Source organism: Haloarcula sp. JP-Z28 (assembly GCF_011440255.1).
Classification (GTDB): domain Archaea; phylum Halobacteriota; class Halobacteria; order Halobacteriales; family Haloarculaceae; genus Haloarcula; species Haloarcula marismortui.
In genome coordinates this window covers 23,474-43,955 of sequence record NZ_JAAOHT010000007.1, presented here as the reverse complement: position 1 = coordinate 43,955, position 20,482 = coordinate 23,474, and the positions used below count along the sequence as shown (strand labels likewise).

Below are 20,482 nucleotides of genomic sequence, written 5' to 3'. Positions count from 1 at the left end.
TTGCTGATATCCCCCAACCTGTGATACTGAACGCAGGGACGCTCATCACGATGGACGATGAGCGCACGGTCCGGTCAGAGGTACATGTCGTTGTCGAGGACGGTGAAATCGTCGCTATCGAGGACGGGTACGCCTCGGGCGACGAGGTTGTTGACGCCACCGAGGAAGTTGTCATCCCGGGGTTGGTGAACTGTCATACCCACATGTACGCACTCCCGATTCGCGGCGCGCCGCTCGCTGCGTCACCTGAGAGTTTCTACGAAGCGCTCGTCGACATCTGGTGGAACGTCGACGAGGCGTTTACCGAACGTGACGCTCGCCTGTCCGCACTGGGTTCCTCTGTCGAGATGCTTCAGAGCGGCGTCACCACCTTCTGTGACAACTACTCCGGGCCAAACACGCTGCCGGGCGGTCTCGACGCCGTCGCAGAGGGTGTCGCACAGACACCGATCCGCGGGATGATTACGTTCGAGACGACAGCCCGAAACTCCGAAGCCCAGGCCAGAGATGGAATCGCGGAGAATCAGCGGTTCATCGACGAAGCGGAGGACCAGTACGACACCGTGTCCGGCCACTACTGCCTCCACACGCTGTTTACCAACACCGAAGACATCGTTGCGGAGTGTGTCGACCGGGCTACCGATGACAACCGTCCCATCCAGATCCATCTTGAAGAGGGACTGGTCGACGTTCACGAATCCATCGCCGACTACGGGGAACGACCGGTGTTCGCGCTCGAAGACATGGGCTTTTTCAATGCTGAGGTCATCGCTGCCCACTGCGTCCATTCCACCGAGTCCGAAATCGAAGTACTTGCAGAACACGACGTTAACGTTGCTCACAACCCCTATTCCAATATCAACAACGCCGTCGGTATCGCCGATGTCGAAACGATGCAAGCCCACGAAATGACAATCGGGCTCGGTGACGACGGGTGGGACCCGGATATGTTCGAGACCATGCGTTCAGCTGTCGGTATCCACAAACTCAAGCAGCGCAACCCGAGCGGCTTCGACATGGCCACCGCCCTCGAATGGGCGACAATCGGCAGTGCGGCGGTGCTGGGGATGGATGACGCTGTCGGCAGTATCGAGGTCGGCAAACGCGGTGATTTTGTCACGCTGGATCTGGGGCCGAACCCGGTGCTGGACGGGAGTGCACCCTACTACGTCGTCAGCGCTGCAAGCCGTGCGGACGTTACCCGGACGATAATCGACGGAGAGTCTGTCTACGACCAGCAATCAGGCGTCACTGGCGTCGATGATTCGGACATGACTGCTGTCGGCGATGCCAGTGCCGAACTCTGGGAACGACTGTAGGGCGGTCACCAAACGGAGATGGTTTCAATTCGCTGTTACTGGAGGTCCTACTAATATACACCCTTAGGGTGTAAATGTGATCTGCTGATACATTCTGGAAAGTGCAGTCTATGAACGCAATTTCATTCACACTCTAAGGGTGTAAAATGACAGGCAATATTTCGCTATCGCAGTCAATGTGCACATTCTGTACACACGGTATTTTGACTGTAGCGTGGTCGAGGGACCAAATCTGTCTCTTTCGTCTATTGTGGCAAATTTCTCCGCTTCCCGTATGTAATAGTGGGACTGTGAGCGTGGATGACATATGGTAGTTAGTGACGCCTTTGAGACGTTCACGCAGGTACTCGAATGCCTAGATTCGTCTGACACTGAGGTCAAATCGGTTTCAGTCAGGGGCCAGACAACCGCGGATAACGACGAGATCAGTGCCGACCTGACGCTCGCGACGCCGGTATTCGGTGGCGTATCGATACATGATGACGTCTCCGTCGACGCTGAGGAGTTTGATGTGATTGATAAACGGATCGAGATTGACGTGACGGTTACCGTCCCTGTTGGAACCAACATACCGGTCCCGTCAGGCGATCAGGGGGACACGTCCAACGAACTGGCGGAAACCCTCTCGCAGTCGGATTCCGTGCCAGCGTACAAGGACCCTGAGGCACTCCAGGCAGCATACGATGCCTGCGATACGTTCCCGGAGATGACCGAGGCGCTTGATGCCGACGTGACTTCCGAAACTGTGCGCCGGTATATGGTGGAGTACGATATCCACGACCCGACAGACACGACGCCACAGGCAGGCGGACTCAGTCTTGCAGACGTGCAGGCAGGGTCCGATACTGACACCGATGCAGGTCCCGATGCCGGGTCAGACCCTTCTGACGACAGGGTGAGCGACAACAGTCAACCCGAAGAACCGGACGGACTGGGTGCCAGATCTGTCGCTGACCTGCTTGCCGAGGCTGACTCGCAGGACAGCGACGACAACCTTGTTGCGGATGGACTCGGTATCTCTCAGGACGTGACCGTGGCCCAGCTCGCTCAGACTGTTACCCAGTCCAGCTCTCTGGACGAGGTGACCCAGCGTCTCGATCTGAGCCAGACACATGCACGGAGACTACTGTCAGAACTGGACCTCCTCGACCTCGTCACTCATCGACTGGCAGCCAACCAGATACGTGTCTCGAACGCCGAAATCAAGCGGCGTATCTCTGCTGCCAGTCATTAACCGCCCTCTACGTGGTGATTGTGCGCGAAGGTTAACAATCATTATAAAAGGAAACTGTTTTTGCAGCTTGGTTTGAATGTGTGACAAATGGCAACTATCCGCGTACGTGATTGGACAAAAGAACAGATAGAGAAGATACGTGACACGGAGTCGCACTCCTCGCACGATTCGGTTATCAAGTCACTACTGAAAGACCGAAAGCTGGCCAAATACGCGGATGATGCCGCAGAGGCCGCTCCGGAGTCGATATCCGAGTCTCGGACGAATGAACCTGACACTGCGTTTGATGACCTGACTGTGCTCGGTGAACTGTCCGGTGCAGACAACGGGGTGTTGTTTCTCTGGTGTCCCAATTGCGGAAACGAACTGGCGCACTTGACTGCGGATAACCCACTTGGCCTGTCCGTGTTCGAGATCGAATGCCAGCGCTGTCTCACCCATCTTGACCGACACGCTATCGTTGCCATCGAAATCGGTTATCCGATCGAGCAGAAACTGGTTGAGGACTGTCTGCAAGACGATCTTAAAGAGTGTGTCGTGGACTACTGGGACCGGACACTCGATTCCGCCGCTGTGGGAGCGCTTGACGACGATCTTGACCCGGCACATCTCGTCTGGCAGTTCGACCAGTATCTACGGCAGTTCTCATGGCAGTGGCCTGCGGATGTCCCCGTTGTCGGCTTTGCCACGGGCGAAACCTATCGCAACACCACCACCGGTGAGTACCTCGAAGTTATCGAACCAGTCTCAGAGAACCGAAACGCAATGGATTCGTTCAAGATACGACGGTACACCGGCGACCCAGAAACCCACGACAGTGAGACGGAAATTCTCGATAGCACTACCGTTGTCGATCACATTGTTAATCGGCGACTTCTAATCGAAGCCCGTACCGACTCGGAGTCACTACCCGAGTCGACTGAACCGACAACGTGACCAGCGCAATTGGTCTGCATAGATATCTTTCTACTTCAGTTCTTCACAGTCTGAGTAAGCTCACACACGACTAAGATAGACGAAGCGATATTAAAACAAGACAGAAATAGCCAAGATAGCCTTCTACAAGTCATATTTGTAGCCGTATTGTCGAAATATAGTCCCACAGAGCTAATATCTTGCCCTACTTTGAAAACAGATACTGCGTATTAGCTGGTCTCGTCTGTTGGACGGGAACATCGAAGGCACACAACGCTCTCTGCGACCCAGTTCACATCTGTCGAGCCACAGTGTGGGCACCGGTGGTGGTCGGTGTCGTACTCCGTCGTCCCCCGAGGGGTCGCAAGGAAGCCGTCGTTGATGACCTGCTGAATAAGACTTGGGAACCGCTGGCGTTTGACGATAGCCCGCTGTGCGAGGAACCTGCCGGGGTCGTCCGGGTCTGTGCCGTGGAGGTCTTCCCAGGGAAGAGCGATTTCGCCGTTGGCGGGGCCACGGGCGACCTGCTGGATGAGCGTTGCAGCGGACTCGAACAGCGGCGTCGTCCCCCACGCCTGCGGGTTGTCAATAGCACTTCCAGCGTCTTTGTAGGCTGATTCCGCCTCGCGGTACGCCGCCTCGACACCGTCGAGCCCTGCAACGGTTCGGAAATCCGCGACGAACTCATCGAGACAAGCGTGCTGAACCGGATGCTCGAGCCCGTTGGTCAAATCCTTGGCCACGGCGACGCCCTCGACGCCACGACGGGTGGCGCGTGTGTCGTTTCCGGCGACACGGTAACAGACCGCGCTTGTTGCGAGGTACTGAAGCCCGTCACCGACCCAGCCCTTCTCGTCAGCACCGAACGGCTCAATGCCTTCTCGCGGGTCCGAGAGAACTCGCCACCCAGCCCGCGTGTATTCATCTCCAGCCCGCCGATAATCGCGGTCAGCGATAGCAGCGACTGCTGCCGCTCGGTGTCCTGCATCCTGTGTGCGCATGAAGCCCTTACGGGGTACGCCCTCACAGGCTTTCGCACCCAACAAATCGGTATCACAGTCGGCCTGAACCGTCAGACAGAATACAGCCCCGCCCTCTCAGTGGTACATGGAGTCGGTACCTCTTGTTACGGCGCTTACGGTGTCATTTCGGTTTGTTATCGGGGTGGTTGCCGCTGTCGCCGCGACGGTTGTGATGGATCTGGTAATGGCCAGACTGCCGGAAGGCGAAACACCGCCGTTCATTGCCTCCGGTGTGTTAACAAACAGTGTCCCAGCCGACGCGCCGGGTCGGCTTGCGAACGTCGTCCATTACATCGCTGGCTGGTTGACTGGGCCGTTGTTCGTCTGGATGCTTCTCACCAGCGAAGGCCTTCTCGGTGGCCAGTCAATACTCGCGACAGTCGTCGCTGCTGCGGTCCTCTATTCGCTGATGGTCGGCTTCTTTGTCTTTGTCGTGCTCCCACGTTCCCGACTGCCGTCGGCTCGGATGGCGGACATCCGACGGGACTGGGCGATTTCGGCGGCTGCGTATCTACTCGTCCTCGTGCCACTCGTCGCACTCGGGTCTCGGATCGTCTGACCTGAGTTGAAGCGCAATCCTCTTTGGCTGAACGGTAACCGGGGTGTTTACTGCCCGCCTGACGGCGCTCACTCGCCGACCGACAGCGTGCCGTCCGGCCCCACCTCACCGACTTCGCCGGTGTGATACCAGTCGTCCCGAAGCGTTTGTGAGCCAGTCTGGCCGTCGTCGAGGAACCCACCGAGGACGGTTGGCCCACGGATCAATAGTTCTCTGTTTTCGGAGACAGCGATTTCAACGCCCGGCATTGGGTCGCCAATTGACCCCTGGACGAAGGATTCTGCCGGGTTCAGTGCGCCGACACCGGTTGTTCCGACCGAACCGTATAGCTCGCATACCGGAACGCCAAGCCCCCGGAAGAAGTACAGCAGATGGTCGTCGAGTCGGCCAGTCCCGGAGAGAGCGTAGGTGAGGTTTGATAACCCCGCTTCTTGCCGCAGCGGCTTGTACACGAGCCGGTTGGCGGCTCTGTATTTCAGCGGCGTTCCCTGGCCTTCGACGATACCCTCCCCGTAGGACGCCACTCGACCGCCGACCTTCCGTTTCATCCAGCCCATGTCACCCAGACGGTCCTGTATCGTCCCGTAGAGCTGCTGGTACATCTTCGGGACACCGACGAGCACCTCCGGCTCAACAGCCGCGAGTTGGTCGATAAACTCCTCGGCCCCGAGGTATGCGACGGCACTCCCGGTCGCCCAGAGGTAGTATGTCGAAACACGCTGATAGATGTGTGCCAGCGGAAGCGAACAGGTCCCGGTCGCTCCGGGACCAGTAGGAAGCGCCTCGCGGAGGCTCTCTGCTGCCGCCAGAAGATTTCGATGTGTCAGCGCACAGCCGGCCTTCTCTGCGGGGGAAGCCACGTCGAACGCGACTGTCGCAACCTCGTCACCGTCCGTCTGCAGACCGGGCAGCACTCTCGCCTCAGCAGTCGGTAAGTCCTCGAAATCGAGCACGGTTTCGACGGCCATCGCGAGGTCGTCGGCCACGTCTCCCGCTGCCACGAGTCCGGTTGCGCCGGTCCGCTCGATAATCTGGGCTGCCCGGTCGTCGCTCGCGGACGGGTAGAGTGCAACCGGGACCAGCCCGGCGAAGTGACAGGCCAGGTCGAGTACGGACCACTCGTATTGGGACTGTGCTCTGATTGCCAGTCGGTCCCCGGGGCGCAGTTCCGTCGAGAGGAGGCCGCCCGCAACTGCCTTCGCTCGCTCGGCCAGCTCTTCGAAACTCCGTTCGACGAACTCGCCGTCATCTCGGACGAGCGCCGCGGTCCGGTCCCCGTGGTCCGAAACGATGTCTTCGAACCAGGCCGCTACTGACCCGTCCGGGACCGAAAGCGAGGCTCCGTCGTAGATGTCGCTGTCGAGGCGCACACCGGCGTCCTCGCTCTGGCGATCAACTGGGACGGGGTCTTCTGATGCCGTCCGGTCATGATAGAGCTGCCCGGGTTCGTACTCGTAGTCGTCGCTGACCTCTGTCTGGAAGTAGTCAGCGTAGTTCTGGTCCTCGTCGCCGGCGGCGATGTGCGCATCGAGCCAGTCCCGGGCAACTGTCAGGACCTCCATCGTGACGTACTCCCCGTTTTCGTGTTTCTCGCGGAGTTCTTGCACCTTGTCGGCGAACTCTTCGTGCATCTCACGGTGGTTGTAAAAACAGTCGCTGCAGTCCATGGCGTAGCCACAGTTCTGCATGAACTCTTCCTCGTCACCGAAATGGTACTCCGTGTAGCGTTCGAGTTCCCGGAGAATGTCACCGACCTCCTCCTCGGAATGGCCCTCGTTCATCGCCGTGTGGAGGTCGTTCAGCAGCCCGAACAGGCGCTTGTGCTGTTCATCGAACCGCTCGATATTCGTGCTGTACCGTTCGTCATCCCACTCGGCGAACTCCCCTGTCGAATCTGTGCCCATACCTGTTCTGTTACCCATTATTTGAAAAGCAACTCTCACGTTCTCACCGAATGAAAATGCGGTCTGCTCTCCAAGTAGTTGCCAGATAACGTTGCATCCGGGATGCGAGAATTACGTGACGAAGCGGTCGTTGATGTCCTCACTGACAACGGAATCGGCGTGCTGGCGCTGTCCGGCCCGACGAGGGCGGCCCCGTATCCGTTCCCGGTCGCGTTCGGGTACGACCCGGCGACGGATAGCCTTGCGTTTCACCTGTCAGAGAGCGACGATAGCCAGAAACACCGGTATCTGACCGCGGACGCCTCCGTCGGGTTCATGGTGTACGAGGAAACCGAGCCCAAATCGGTCTGGCGAAGCGTCGTGGTCACGGGTGAGCTGGTCGAGACGACGTACGGCGAGGTAGAACCGGCCCTTGCCTCGCTGGCCAGCAACACACAGTTCGCCCCGAACCCAGTCAGCTGGGACGACACATCGACGACGACGCCGTACGAACTTCGAATCGACGACTGGTATGGACGTGAATTCCGAGTCGGGTGAAACCGGTGTTGCAATCCACTAACAGCAGCGGGTATCGAACTCCTCTGGAGCGCTGTATTCGCTGCTCCGCGTCGCGGCTTGTGTTCTCACTTCTCGGGAACCAGCGCACGTAATTATGTTGTGAGGCCCGTATCTACAAACAGAGGTGTTCCAGATGCTACCGCTAACAACTGCGCTACTCCAGCACGGACCGATGGGGCCCCACGGTGGGGGAATGGGTATGGGCACGACTCCGGTCGGTTGGTGGCTGCTGCTCGCAGCGTTCATCATCGCTGTTGTGGCGATAGGGGGCCTGCTGTACGTGCAGCTACAGCGCGAGGCGACGGTTGAGCCGGATTCACTGGAAACGCTTAAACAGCAGTACGCATCCGGTGAGATTGACGAGAACGAACTTGAAACGCGGGCTGACCGCTTGCTCCAGCACGAGTCATAGGCCACGACACTGGCAGCTTTCAGCCGCTGTTAGTTGGCGGAAGGAGCGTCACCCGTAGCAGCGTAAACTGTGTCACCCTGCTTGCGCCCACGACTGCCTGACACGCACTTCGTGGTACATTTATTCTACAACGGTGTACGGTGGGTATGGACCCGGACGACGTTCGAGACGACTGGGCCTCCCGTTCCGGGAAGTTCTCGCCGGCGTACTACGCCGAACTCGGACCGAATGAGGTGAGTGAGACACTGGTCAACGTGCTCGACCACTACGTCCACGACGACGCCCGAATCATCGAACTGGGCTGTGGCTCGGGCCGCCATCTGGCACACCTGCAGACCAGCGGATACGGGAATCTCACTGGTATCGACATCAACGACGAATCCTTTGACGTGATGGCTGAGCACTACCCGCGGCTCGCGGATTCGGGGACGTTCCACACCGGTGCCCTCGAAGACATTGTTACTGAGTTCGAGGACGATGCCTTCGATGTCGTCTATTCGGTTGAGACGCTCCAGCACATCCACCCGGACGACGCATGGGTGTTCGAGGAAATCGCCCGTATTGCCGGCGACCTCCTCGTAATCGCCGAAAACGAAGGCAACAGCCCCGAACGTGGACGCGCAGACACTGACGTGAGCTACGTCGATGACGATTTCCCGCTGTATCACCGCAACTGGAAGCAGGTGTTCTCAGAGCTCGGGTTCGCACAACTAATTCGAGAACCCACTTCTCGGGACACTATTCGCGTGTTCCGTGCGCCGTAGCCCGCATTGGTATCTGTCACTTCTGGGCGACTCCATAATCGAACAGCTACCCGTCGGGACATTCACAATCGATAACCGGGCAGCAACTATTTGTGTCACGGTATCATGCATCAAATTGGATCGCTATGCAACTGTGCCAAAACTGTCAGGCGGCTATCGACGAGTACCTCTTGGACAAACAACTCGAACCCCTGCGAGACCTCACAGTCGACGACTTCAATCTCTGTGCAGACTGCGTGACAGTCGTCGCGGACGCCTGTGTGGAATGTGACGGCGCGGTGTACGTTCCCCGGTCTGAAACTGCTGTCCCTGACTGCTGTCCGGCGTGCCGGTCGGAGCACATTGACGAAACCGGGACCGACCCGGGCTGGCATTTCGACACGGTGTCGACCTGACTCGGGCCATACATCTGGATGCTGACTCGGAGCATCCGCTCGGAACTGCCGACGTGGGCATCACCCTCGTTTTTGACATTACTAACAGTGGACCGAGAGACTGTTCGGTGGCCGAATGAGAACTCCGTGTTACGGACCAGAGTAGAACAATACGTCTCGGTACAACTGGCTTCGAAAGCACTGCGGATACGCACTGTTTTCGAGAATTTCTGAACAGCAGGCCGGGCCGTAGAGGGCGTGTGTGTGCGTCACAGTGGCGATAGAAGCTTCATACTCCTCCAGCACATACGATTGGTCTCTACTGGAATGACACACTCGACACGATATATCGGCTTGCTGTTTGCTGCGCTTGCACTCATCTGGGGACTCTCCTTTGTGGCGATCAAGACTGGTCTCGAAAGCGTCCCGCCGGTGCTGCTGGCAGCTGTCCGACACGACATCGCTGCAGTCGTCCTGCTTGGCTATGCCCTCTGGCGAGGCCGGTCACTGCGCCCACAGACCCGCGATGACTGGTCGCTGATTCTCATCGGCGGGACTGTCCTCATCGGCGCACACTTCGCGCTTCTGTTCCTTGGACAGCAGTACGTCCCGAGTTCCTTCGGCGCAATCCTGCTCAGTCTCACACCGGTTGTGACGCCGGCGTTCGCATCGACACTGATTCCGAGCTACAGGGCTCGACCGCACGAACTCATCGGCACCGTCTGTGGGTTTATCGGCGTGGTTATTATTGCGAACCCCACACCGGGAGCGGTCGGCGGCCGCCTGCTCGGCGTCGCCCTCCTCATCAGTTCCGCTGTCGCCTTCGCTGTCGGTGCAGTCCTGACCGAACGCTACACCAGTTCGCTCCCGCTCGTGAGCCTGCAGGCCTGGATGACGCTGCTCGGTGCTGCCATCCTGCACGCCGTCAGCGTAGGGCTGCCCTCGGAGCAACTCGGAACCGTCACCGTTGGGCTTGAACAGCTAGCTGCGATCGCGTATCTCGGTATCGTCGCCAGCGCAATCGGGTTCCTCCTCTACTTCCGCCTGATAAGCACAGTTGGTGCCGCTGAAACCAGTCTAGTTTCGTACGTGGTGCCAGCAGTGACGGCTATCAGCGGCTGGCTCCTGCTCGGTGAAACACTCGGTCCGGTGACCGTCGCCGGCTTCGCTGTCATCGTGGTCGGCTTCGCGTGGGTGAAAGCCGACGTGCTCCGGTCGCTACGCCGCCGCCGGACAGACTCGCCGTCGTACCGACCGTACGGGCCACAGGACGACTGTGTCGTCGTCAGCGGGAACGCGTACACGACACGAGAGTGATGCCCTGATAGCATGGGCGTCAGGCCTTAGCCGCTGTCACCCATTGTAACGGTATGACTTCCCACCCTGGGTTCCACTCGCTACACGACGAGACGGCGGCATCCATCTCCGTGACCGGTGACCTCCCGGACTGGCTCCGTGGCAGTCTCATCCGGAACGGACCCGGCGCGTTCTCCCTCCCGAACGGTAGCAGTGTCGACCACTGGTTCGACGGGTTCGCGATGCTGTACCGGTTCACTTTTGACCCCGACAGTGACGCCGTGCACTATCGGAACCGCTTCCTCCGGACGGACGCGTACGAGGCGGCGACGAGCGGCGAGTTCGAAGGCGGCTTTGCGACCGGCGAGACGACGCTCCGCTCGCGGCTGGCGACGTTCCTGACTGACCCGTACGACAACACGAACATTATCGCCGAGCGGTTCGGTGGTGAGTACGTCGCCCTGACCGAATCGCCCCGGAAAGTGCGCTTCGACCCGAATACGCTCGAAACGACGGGTCACGTCGAACACGACGACGGTGTCCCGACTGGGCAACTCTCCTGTGCCCACCTCAAACGCGACCCGACGAGCGGCGTCCTCGTGAACGTCGACACGGCGTTCGGACGGACCAGCCAGTACCACGTCACTGCCATGTCACCCGATGGGGCCCGGAAACACGTCGGGAGCGTCGACACCGACCAGCCGGCATATATGCACAGTTTCGCGCTCACGCCGCGGTACGTTGTGCTGACGGAGTTCCCACTCCGACTCGACCCGCGACGGTTTCTCAAGCCCGGCCGGCAGGCACCGTTTATCGAGCAGTTCGAGTGGGAACCAGACCGCGGGACCCGAATCGTTGTCATGGACCGGACTACGGGAACCGTCGTCGCTGAGCCGGTCATCGACGCCGTGTTCGGCTTTCACCACGTCAACGCGTTCGAGCGAGATGGGGGCAGGGAACTGGTGTTCGACCTCGAAACAGTACCCGACGCGACGACCATCGACTCGCTATATCTGGACAACCTTCGTGCAGGCGAGATGGGCGCTATCGTTGGCCGCATCGAGCGGTTCACTGTGGACCTCGGTACCGGAAGCGGTGCCCCTCGCTACGGCGACGTCGACGCGGCGGTGTCACGCGAGATGTTGTACCCTGACGGCAGTGCGCTGCCGACCGTCTCACCGGCTCGCTGGTGTCGTCCGCACCGGTACGTGTACGCGATGGGGATGGATACTCCCGTCACCGAGTGGGCCCGGCGCGTGCTGAAACTCGACACGGACACGGGCGCTGTCGAGACGTTCGACGACGGAGGGGACTACTTCGGCGAGCCGGTGTTTGTCCCCGCACCCGACAACGACACCGAGGATGACGGCGTGGTGCTAGTCGTTGCGCTGGATGCAGACGCCGATCGGTCCCGGCTGCTCGTCCTCGACGGTCAGACGTTCGAGGAGCGCGCCAGCGCATCGCTCCCCCACGCAGCCCCGTTTGATTTCCACGGCCGATACTTCCCCGAGCTCCGAGTGGCGGCTGGCGACTGAGTCGTCGGGGGGACCCCTTCTTAATACGACTTCATCACTTCTCAGATTTGCCCATCCAGACAGTGTCGCTCTGACCGGAACAGCAGATTTTTTACATGATGTTCGGTCTGCCTAAACTTCGAAAACGCTTTATCCATTTAGGCTGGCCTAAACAGTATGTTGAACGAATCGATCGACACCGCTGAACCGTCACACCGGCTGTCGGTGTCACGGACACTGAACGGAGCGTTGTGAATATGGTAGCAGTGGGGAACCGAACGGGGACGACGTTCGACCGTGATGTCATCATTGTCGGGGGCGGTCCGGCCGGATGTGCGGCGGGTGTGTTCACGGCCAGAGCGGACCTCGATACAGCCATCTATGACCGTGGTCGCTCGTCTCTCAAGCGCTGTGCCTACCTCGAAAACTACCTCGGTTTCCCGGCCGGTATCGACATTGAGACGCTGTATGACCGCATTCAGGACCACGCCGAAACCGCCGGCTGTACCATCGTCTCCGATCTGGTCGACTCGCTCGACAGAACCGATGATGGTGAGGGGTTTGTCGTCGAGACGCAGGACGGAGAGCCGGCCACGACCCGTCGCGTCATTGCGGCGACCCGCTACGATGGCGAGTATCTGCGTGGTCTGGACGACGATGCGGCAATGTTTGAGACGTACGAACACGACGGCGAGGAACGGGAAACCTTCGACCGCGGGTATGCTGACGCGGACGGAACAACACCGGTTCCGGGTCTCTACGTTGCATCACCGTCCGAAGCCGCTGATATGCAGGCTATCATTGCGGCCGGTCGAGGCGGACGGGTCGCACGTCGGGTGATCGCGGAGACGAGACTTGACGACGGCTGGTGGGAGGCTGTCGCTGACGGTGTGGACTGGGTCCGACGCGAAGCTGAACTAGACGACGAATGGACAGAACGAGCAACTTGGGTCGAATATTTCGACGACCGGTACGCCGAGGATGCTCCGGTCGAGCCCGATTCGGATCGGTTCCAGCGGGTCCGTAAGGCGGCTCTTGATGAACGGCGCTCGTCGTATATAACATCCGACGAGATAGCTGATCGCACAGAAACAGGGCAAGAAGCACTGGCAGGCTATCTGGACCCCGCGGCGGTCGTTTCGGGGCTCGACCAGACCGCTGTTCTCGATGCGATGGATGACAAAACGATCCGGAACTACCTCGGCGCGAGCGACGGATGCGCGGAGGTGAGCGAGTAATGGCCAGCGAGACACGCGGAGCCACCGATGTATGGTCGCAAGCCAGAGCTTGGCTCGACACTCTCGACGGGTCCCTGTTCGGGTTGTGTGTTGCGAGCGTTGCCGTCGCCTTCGGGGCTGGTCTCCTGCAGGTGAGTTTCGGAGCGTACTCGATGACGATCCTTCAGGCGTGGCAAGCCGTGTTCGACCCGAAGGTGTGGTTCAGCGTTCAGGCATGGCAGTCGTTTTTCTTCGGGGCAGAGCTTCCCGAACTGCCGAAACGGACGCTCATCGTCTGGAACATCCGGATGCCACGGGTAATCGTCGCCGTGCTTGCGGGGATGTGCCTCGCCGTCTCCGGGGCGATATTCCAGGCCGTGACACGTAACGAACTGGCAAGTCCGTTCGTGCTAGGCGTGAGTTCCGGGGCGGGACTCACCGTACTGCTGACTCTCGTTCTGTTCAGCAGTCTCGCCCCGTTTCTCCCGCTGTTTGCTGCGGTCGGTGGCTCCATCGCGTTCTTACTCGTATACATGATCGCGTGGAAGGGCGGAACGAGTCCGGTTAGACTGGTTCTGGCCGGTGTCATCGTCAACATGGTGTTTACGTCCCTCCAGCGGGGGCTGTTCTTCTTCGCCGACGATCTGGGCGTTGTCCAGTCAGCACTGGCCTGGATTACCGGTTCGCTCACGGGCGTCGGCTGGGAGGAGTTCCGTATCGCTGTCATCCCGACGCTGGCCGCGACGCTACTTGCGCTGGCCGGCGCACGGCAACTGAACCTCCTCCTGCTCGGCGAGGAGACCGCGAGTTCGCTCGGGATGAGTGTCGAGCGGGTCCGGTTCATGCTGTCCGCGGTTGCCATTCTGGCGGCCAGTACGGCAATCTCCGTTGCGGGGATCATCGGGTTCTTCGGCCTCGTGGTTCCACACATCGTCCGACTCATCGTCGGGAGTGACTACCGCCGACTCCTCATCGGCTGCGTGTTCGTCGGGCCGGCGTTGATGGTCGTTGCGGACGTTGGTGCACGGCTGGCCCTGAATCCCGCACAGGTTCCGGTCGGTGTCGTCACCGGCGTCGTCGGCGGCCCGTACTTCCTCTACTTGATGCGGCGACGGGAACAGATGGGTGAGATCTAATGTCACAGAACAACACTAACTCGGATGGTATCGCCACGGTCAACGACATCGCTGCTGGGTCCCAGTCCGGTCGCCGGGACCGGCCGCTGGTCGGCGACGATGTGGTGCTTTCGTACTCGGGGACGGATGAACCGGTCATCGACGGTGAATCGATCACCGCCGAACCCGGGGCCGTGACTGCGCTCGTCGGCCCGAACGGGTCGGGCAAGAGCACGCTGCTGAAAGGCCTCGCCAACCAGCTCGAACCGGACGCGGGATCGGTACTGCTGGACGGGCAAGACATCCAGACGCTGGAGACTAAAGCGATCGCCCGAAAGCTCGGCCTGCTCTCTCAGGAGAGTACGTCGCCAAACAGCATCTCGGTCGAGGATCTGGTGTATCACGGTCGCTACCCTCACCGCGGGTTCTTCGACAGTGTCACCGAAGAAGACGAGGCCGCCGTCGAGCGGGCGATTGACCTGGCCGGCTGTGGACACATCCGTGAGCGCGAAGTCGGTAGCCTCAGTGGCGGTCAGAAGCAACTCGCCTGGATCGCGATGGTTCTTGCACAGGACACCGACGTGCTGTTGCTCGACGAGCCGACGACGTTCCTTGACCTGCACCACCAGCTTGAGGTGATGGAAATAATCGAAACGCTCCGCGATGAGAGCGATATCACCATCGTGGTCGTCCTGCACGACCTCGAGCAGGCGGCCCGCCTCGCTGACCGGATGGTCGCACTCAAAGACGGCGAGATACAGGCTCGGGGACGACCCGAAGATGTGGTCACGGAGCAACTACTCGCGGATGTTTTCGAAATCGAGGCAGAGGTCTCGGCCACGCCACGCGGACCGCGCGTGAATCCAATCCGGGCCCGCCACGATGGTGACGACCACACTGGTGGTGGCGATACTGCTGAGTCGGACCGCGCCGAAGAAGTCGTTGCCGAATAGGAGCCACGAAATTGGGCCCTGCCCGACGGATTCTTGACGCGGACGCTGGAGTCCGCGTTTGAAACCGGATTGTTCTGGCTCGGTGAACCGGAACAACTATATAATTTTTAGGCTAGCCTAAAACAATGGCTGACGACACCACAGACACCGAGACACCGACGCGGAGAGAGTACGTGAAATACGGGGGAACGGTTCTCAGCGCTGGATTGCTTGCGGGATGCACCAGTGACGCCGAGCAGGGAGTCGGGACAACACGGACGGAGTCAGAGGCGGAGACGGACACACCCACTGGGAACGGCTCGTACGCCGTGTCGATGTCACCAACGGGAGAAGTGACGTTCGACTCGCCACCGGAGACCGTCTTTACGCGGCTCACACACCACGCCGACATGGCGTTTGCGCTGGGGCATGGAGATACCGTCACGGCTATGCACGCCCCAGAGTACTACAGTGGGCTATGGAACCAGTTCGTCGAACGGCTGCCGGGGGTGTCGCTGGACTGGACCGGGTTGTACTCCTCGTGGAAACCGAGCAAGGAGAAACTGTACGAACTGGACAGCGATATCCACCTGGCAGACCCGGCTTGGATCGCTAAACAGGACAGCTGGGGTCGGGAGGACTTCGAGGAGATCGCTACCAACGTCTCGCCCTGGTTTGGCAACTCACTGAGTGACCGACACGCCGAACCTCCGTCCGGATGGGCGAACTACGAGTACTACACCCTCTGGGAGCAGTTCGAACTTGTGGCCGAGGCGTTTCAGGAACAGGCCCGCTACGAGGCGCTCGCGGCCATCCACGACGAAATGCGCTCGACCATCGACGCGAACTTGCCACCTGAGTCGGAACGCCCGTCGGCAGTGATGCTCGCCGCGGCTGACCTTGACGAGATATACGCGTACACGCTTGACAACCCCGGGTTCCTGACCGCACACACTCGCCCATTCGGTGCACGGGACGCCTTCGAGGGCTCGGTGGAGACGAACTCAGTGGTCGACTTCGAAACGCTCCTCGAGGCTGACCCGGACATCATTCTGCACCTCGGCGGATTTGAACCGAGTACGAACCTTCCGAAGCGACGGGAGGCGTTCAAATCCGACCCAGTTGGGTCGGAAATCACGGCCGTACAGAACGACCGGATCTACCCCCATGGGGCGAGATATCAGGGCCCGATACTGCATCTCTTCCAGTTGGAGATGACCGCAAAGCAATTGTATCCCGAGCAGTTCGGCGAGTGGCCGACCTACACCGAGGGGCCTTATCCCGAGATTCCGCCCGAAGAACAGCTGTTCGACCGCCAGCGGGTCGCGGACATCGTGAACGGCGACATCTAACTGTCACTATCCAAACTCCCGAACAACAGTATTGAGGAAGAAGCTAGATTATCTGGATGAATGAACTGCAAAAGACACAATTGTTAGCAGTGTATATGGAATATAAGGGCATAGCCACCTACTTGTCCAGAAAAGTTTTATAGTACCGTGCCATCCACTAACATATGTTAGTACACGAAGGAAACACGCACTCATACACCACTGGCTCCGACCGATATTGCCGTCACTGCAACGACGTTGCACTCGCTTACGACCCGTCGGCTGACAGCCCTCGCTGTCGGTCGTGCGGAAAGCTAGTCTAGCGCCATTCCGGGCCTTGCACTCGTATAGAACGATAACACTAGCCACACAGAGGCCTGCTCTGTGGACATTGTTTTACCATTAGCCACAAACGTCTGTCAAGTAATGCAGCGATTTGTGTGGCTGCAAACCAGTGCGGATTGATTACAGCTTGACGAGAACTTTGATCGCCTCGCGCTCGTCCATCGCCTGATACCCTTCTGGAACGCCGTCGAGGTCGACTGTTTTCGTGAAGATCGGTGACGGGTCAAGCGTGCCCTGCAGCACATCGGCCAGCAGTTCATCGGCGTAGGCACGAACCGGTGCGATGCCACCGTTGAGCCCGATGTTATCGCCGAACAGCGAGAACATGTCCAATCCGGAATCATCGAGGCCGTGTGGGACGCCGACGTAGCCGACGGTCCCGCCAGGACGACAGACATCGATAGCGGTCTCCATTGCCGAGGCCGCACCGACACATTCGAGGACGTGATTTGCACCGCCGTTAGTCAGGTCGTCCGCGGCGTCGACGGCGTCCTGACCACGGGCGGCGACGGTCTCTGTCGCACCGAACGACTCAGCGAGTTCGAGGCGGTCCTCGTGGTGCCCCATCGCGATGATGCGTTCCGCACCGAGGCGTCGCGCCGCGAGAACGCCACACAGTCCAACGGCCCCGTCGCCGACGACGATACAGGTGTCGCCTTCACTGACACCGGCGCTTACCGCCGCGTGGTGGCCCGTTCCCATCACGTCTGTCAGCGGCAGAATCGCTTCCAGCGTGTCCTCGTCGTCGGCGTGGCGGTCTGGGACGCGGACGAGCGTCCCGTCGGCTTCCGTTGCTCGGACGTACTCGCCCTGGCCGCCGCCGTTGTCGCCGCCCCATGAGTCGCCGTTGACACAGGACGTGTGCAGTCCCTTCCGACAGAACTCACACCGGCCACAGCTGACGACGAACGGGGCGAACACCCGGTCGCCGGGTTCGACTGAGCGCACGTCGTCGCCGACTTCCTCGACGATACCCATCGGTTCGTGACCGACGCGGGAGCCCTCTTCACGGTCGCTCTGGCTGCGGTAGAACCACAGGTCGGAGCCACAGACGGCAGTGTGGGTCACGCGTACAATCGCGTCAGTTGGCGATTCGATTTCGGGTCGGGGAACCTCTTCGACGGTGATATCACCGGGGCCACGGTAGATGGCTGCGCGCATAGATCCGTTTCGGGTCGGCTGTGGAAAACCGTTCTCATGCCGTCTGTCGCATCCGCCCGGCCGTGTTATTGGATGAAAACAATTACCAAAGATGGAATATAAATACAGAAACATGACGGACGTTCTTATTGTCGGTGGTGGTCCCGCCGGCCTGAGTGCGGCACTGTTTGCACAGAAAAACGGCCTGGAAACGACAGTCTTCGACACTGACGGGACCTGGATGCACAAGGCACACCTGTTCAACTATCTTGGGGTAGGTTCTCAGGACGGGTCGGCGTTCATGGAAACCGCCCGGACACAGGTGGATAGCTTCGGCGTCAACCGAAAGCAGGGTACAGAGGTGACTAACGTGCACCAAACTGACAGCGGATTCGAGGTCGCAACTGAGGACGAGACGTACGAAGCACCCTACCTCGTCCTCGCGACGGGTGCCAACCGTGACCTCGCTGCGTCGCTTGGCTGTGAGATGACCGCTGAAGATGTCGTTGACGTGGACGTGACAATGGAGACGAGTGTCGATGACGCCTACGCGACAGGGGGAATGGTCCGAGCAGAGGAGTGGCAGGCTGTCATCTCCGCTGGCGACGGCGCGGCGGCGGCGCTGAACATTCTCACGAAGGAGGAGGGAGAGCACTTCCACGACTTCGATACGCCTGCCGACGCCGACGCGATGTTCGGTCCCGAAGAGTAGACCCCGAAACGACTCGGGACGGGTCTCTCATTGCTACCCATCCAGCACCGTTCTATCGGCCATTGACTGACGGGTCCGGGCCGTGTTCGACGCCGGTTCAATCCGGTACTAAGCAGGTGCGTAAACTGCGCCATTGGGACTGTATCACGTCGCTGCAGCCGGTTCGAGACCGCCAACCCGGCTGGCCGTATTATCCACTGATTCACTATGGGAGCGTAGAGCGATGTGGTTGCTGTGAAGGAGTTCGCGTTCACCCTCAGGTTCACTGTGGGTGCTGATCCGGTAATGGACCTGTTTCACGAGTACCCGACGCTCCGACTCCGGAACGCCACGTGTACCGTGACTGAAAACGCCATGTGGCGCATCGATCATGTAGACGGTCTCGCTGACGCTATCCCCGCGTTTGATGAAGTCTTTTTCAACAACGAACGCTGTAACGAGTGTCTCGACGAACACGGCTGCTCTGGGACGCGAGAATACCAGGTTCTCGACCGGCAGCCGGCTGCCAGAACTGTATATACGTATCACGCCCGGATTGACCGGTGTTGTGCGGTGCCTGCTGTCGTTACCGATTATATCGGCGACGGTGTCGTCTTCGAATCGGAACGCACCGGGGGTGCGTACCGGTGGCGGGTGTTGTCGCCAGTCGAGACATCGCTTGACCCGCTGTTCGACCATCTCGAATCGGCACTTCCGACTGGGGTGCAACTCGATGTAAACCATCTGGGAAACGCTGAACGATGGCGAGAGAAAACACAGCCCGCGTTTCCATAGTGACTGCATGGAGTCCACGGCTGTATGTATTCAGTGTAATAGATTGTAAACACATCTCGACGATATACGATTCCGCTAAGCCTACGCCGAAATCAGTGGACTGACCGCTCGTCGCTTTCGTCAATGTCTTCAATCGGGTCAGCGTTGCCAAACGATGGCTCCGGACCATCTCCGGCCGCGGCCCACTCGCAGGCATTGGCGAGGACCTGCTGGACCGCGTCGTTGTGGTAAATTGGATAGGTCTCGTGGCCCGGCCGGAAATAGAATATTCGGCCTGCCCCGCGGCGGTAGCAACATCCTGACCGGAACACCTCGCCGCCCTCGAACCAGGAATTAAACACGAGCGTGTCCGGCGCGGGGATGTCGAAGCGCTCGCCGTACATCTCGGTTTCTGGGAGCTCGATGTACTCGTCGATGCCATCGGCGATTGGATGGCCTGGCTCGACGACCCACAGGCGCTCGGTTTCGGCGGCTTCGCGCCATTTGAGGCTGCAGGTCGTTCCCATCAGTTCGCGGAAGATCTTGGAATAGTGGCCTGAGTGGAGGACGATGAGCCCCATGCCGTCGAGGACCCGCTCTTTCACTCGGGCGACAACCTCGTCAGCAACTTCGTCGTGCGCGGCGTGGCCCCACCAGGTCAGAACATCCGTTTCTGCCAGTACATCCTCGGTGAGTCCGTGTTCAGGCTCCTGAAGCGTCGCGGTTTCCGTGTCGAACCCGCGCTCTGCTAGTGCTGTGGCGATAGTGCCGTGAATCCCGTCTGGGTAGAGGTCCGCGACAGCTTCGTGTTCCTGTTCGTGGACGTTCTCGTTCCAGACCGTGACGCGTGTCATAGTCGTGATTTCCTCCTCCGCCGTAACGGCGTTCGCCAAGCGGCAATCCGTACGATTAGTGGATGCCATCCGGGTTCGCCTCTGCTGGGCATTCATCGGGAAACCTCCAGAAGAGATTTAGCTGCCTCAGATAGGTTTTGTGTATCTTGGTCCTGAGCATCCGGGTCATCCCACCGCGCGCCAGCGCCGCGCCACGGTGGCCATAACAGCTG

20 protein-coding genes are annotated in these 20,482 nt (G+C 59.7%); 16 read left to right on the top strand and 4 right to left on the bottom strand.

Going from position 1 to position 20,482, the window contains the following annotated elements; all coding sequences use genetic code 11:
• Positions 1-20: 20 nt before the first annotated feature.
• From G9463_RS05160 to G9463_RS05150, 3 genes are all read left to right on the top strand, one after another.
• A complete protein-coding gene (locus G9463_RS05160; RefSeq protein WP_165896160.1) occupies positions 21-1,319 on the top strand; it encodes an amidohydrolase family protein in 1,299 nt (432 codons plus the stop codon).
• Between the two features lie 307 nt (positions 1,320-1,626).
• Positions 1,627-2,553: a hypothetical protein gene (locus G9463_RS05155; protein WP_004965451.1), complete on the top strand. Its 927-nt coding sequence runs from the start codon at positions 1,627-1,629 to the stop codon at positions 2,551-2,553.
• 87 nt (positions 2,554-2,640) lie between these two features.
• Positions 2,641-3,489, top strand: a complete 849-nt coding sequence (locus G9463_RS05150; protein WP_004965450.1) for a hypothetical protein — start codon at positions 2,641-2,643, stop codon at positions 3,487-3,489.
• A 209-nt stretch (positions 3,490-3,698) separates the two neighbouring features.
• On the opposite strand, the gene G9463_RS05145 is transcribed toward G9463_RS05150, so the two are convergent.
• Positions 3,699-4,469: a hypothetical protein gene (locus G9463_RS05145; RefSeq protein WP_165896159.1), complete on the bottom strand. Its 771-nt coding sequence runs from the start codon at positions 4,467-4,469 to the stop codon at positions 3,699-3,701.
• A 106-nt stretch (positions 4,470-4,575) separates the two neighbouring features.
• On the opposite strand from G9463_RS05145, the gene G9463_RS05140 reads away from it, so the two are divergent.
• Positions 4,576-5,049, top strand: a complete 474-nt coding sequence (locus G9463_RS05140; protein ID WP_004965445.1) for a hypothetical protein — start codon at positions 4,576-4,578, stop codon at positions 5,047-5,049.
• 68 nt (positions 5,050-5,117) lie between these two features.
• Here G9463_RS05140 and G9463_RS05135 read toward each other — a convergent pair whose 3' ends face one another.
• Positions 5,118-6,953 (bottom strand): bacteriohemerythrin, encoded by a 1,836-nt coding sequence (locus tag G9463_RS05135; RefSeq protein WP_165896158.1) that lies wholly within the window; start codon positions 6,951-6,953, stop codon positions 5,118-5,120.
• Positions 6,954-7,055: 102 nt separating this feature from the next.
• Here G9463_RS05135 and G9463_RS05130 point away from each other — a divergent pair, with 102 nt between their 5' ends.
• From G9463_RS05130 to G9463_RS05085, 10 genes are all read left to right on the top strand, one after another.
• On the top strand, positions 7,056-7,490 hold the full coding sequence (locus tag G9463_RS05130) for a pyridoxamine 5'-phosphate oxidase family protein (protein WP_165896183.1): 435 nt from the start codon (positions 7,056-7,058) through the stop codon (positions 7,488-7,490).
• 220 nt (positions 7,491-7,710) lie between these two features.
• The gene (locus tag G9463_RS05125; RefSeq protein ID WP_049919357.1) at positions 7,711-7,923 is read left to right on the top strand and encodes an SHOCT domain-containing protein; all 213 of its coding nucleotides are present in this window, start codon (positions 7,711-7,713) and stop codon (positions 7,921-7,923) included.
• A gap of 146 nt (positions 7,924-8,069) precedes the next feature.
• On the top strand, positions 8,070-8,687 hold the full coding sequence (locus tag G9463_RS05120; RefSeq protein WP_004965434.1) for a class I SAM-dependent methyltransferase: 618 nt from the start codon (positions 8,070-8,072) through the stop codon (positions 8,685-8,687).
• A 125-nt stretch (positions 8,688-8,812) separates the two neighbouring features.
• Positions 8,813-9,082 carry a hypothetical protein gene (locus G9463_RS05115; protein WP_004965433.1) on the top strand — a complete coding sequence of 90 codons (270 nt, stop codon included), beginning with the start codon at positions 8,813-8,815 and terminating at the stop codon, positions 9,080-9,082.
• A 306-nt stretch (positions 9,083-9,388) separates the two neighbouring features.
• Positions 9,389-10,378, top strand: a complete 990-nt coding sequence (locus tag G9463_RS05110) for a DMT family transporter (protein WP_007190607.1) — start codon at positions 9,389-9,391, stop codon at positions 10,376-10,378.
• Between the two features lie 53 nt (positions 10,379-10,431).
• Positions 10,432-11,892, top strand: coding sequence for a carotenoid oxygenase family protein (locus tag G9463_RS05105; protein ID WP_165896157.1), 1,461 nt, complete (start codon positions 10,432-10,434; stop codon positions 11,890-11,892).
• A gap of 236 nt (positions 11,893-12,128) precedes the next feature.
• Positions 12,129-13,109 (top strand): FAD-binding protein, encoded by a 981-nt coding sequence (locus G9463_RS05100; protein ID WP_165896156.1) that lies wholly within the window; start codon positions 12,129-12,131, stop codon positions 13,107-13,109.
• Positions 13,109-14,224, top strand: a complete 1,116-nt coding sequence (locus G9463_RS05095) for an iron ABC transporter permease (protein WP_165896155.1) — start codon at positions 13,109-13,111, stop codon at positions 14,222-14,224. Before G9463_RS05100 ends, G9463_RS05095 begins: the two co-directional genes overlap by 1 nt.
• Positions 14,224-15,156 carry an ABC transporter ATP-binding protein gene (locus G9463_RS05090; RefSeq protein WP_165896154.1) on the top strand — a complete coding sequence of 311 codons (933 nt, stop codon included), beginning with the start codon at positions 14,224-14,226 and terminating at the stop codon, positions 15,154-15,156. The genes G9463_RS05095 and G9463_RS05090 overlap by 1 nt, the downstream gene beginning before the upstream one ends.
• A gap of 125 nt (positions 15,157-15,281) precedes the next feature.
• On the top strand, positions 15,282-16,487 hold the full coding sequence (locus tag G9463_RS05085; protein WP_165896153.1) for an ABC transporter substrate-binding protein: 1,206 nt from the start codon (positions 15,282-15,284) through the stop codon (positions 16,485-16,487).
• A 444-nt stretch (positions 16,488-16,931) separates the two neighbouring features.
• Here G9463_RS05085 and G9463_RS05080 read toward each other — a convergent pair whose 3' ends face one another.
• The gene (locus G9463_RS05080; protein WP_165896152.1) at positions 16,932-17,972 is read right to left on the bottom strand and encodes a zinc-dependent alcohol dehydrogenase family protein; all 1,041 of its coding nucleotides are present in this window, start codon (positions 17,970-17,972) and stop codon (positions 16,932-16,934) included.
• Between the two features lie 112 nt (positions 17,973-18,084).
• Here G9463_RS05080 and G9463_RS05075 point away from each other — a divergent pair, with 112 nt between their 5' ends.
• On the top strand, positions 18,085-18,663 hold the full coding sequence (locus G9463_RS05075) for an NAD(P)/FAD-dependent oxidoreductase (protein WP_165896151.1): 579 nt from the start codon (positions 18,085-18,087) through the stop codon (positions 18,661-18,663).
• Positions 18,664-18,888: 225 nt separating this feature from the next.
• Positions 18,889-19,437: a hypothetical protein gene (locus G9463_RS05070; protein ID WP_370457893.1), complete on the top strand. Its 549-nt coding sequence runs from the start codon at positions 18,889-18,891 to the stop codon at positions 19,435-19,437.
• 92 nt (positions 19,438-19,529) lie between these two features.
• Here the strand turns inward: G9463_RS05070 and G9463_RS05065 are convergent, their stop codons facing one another.
• On the bottom strand, positions 19,530-20,270 hold the full coding sequence (locus tag G9463_RS05065; RefSeq protein ID WP_049919384.1) for a ThuA domain-containing protein: 741 nt from the start codon (positions 20,268-20,270) through the stop codon (positions 19,530-19,532).
• Between the last annotated feature and the right edge of the window lie 212 nt (positions 20,271-20,482).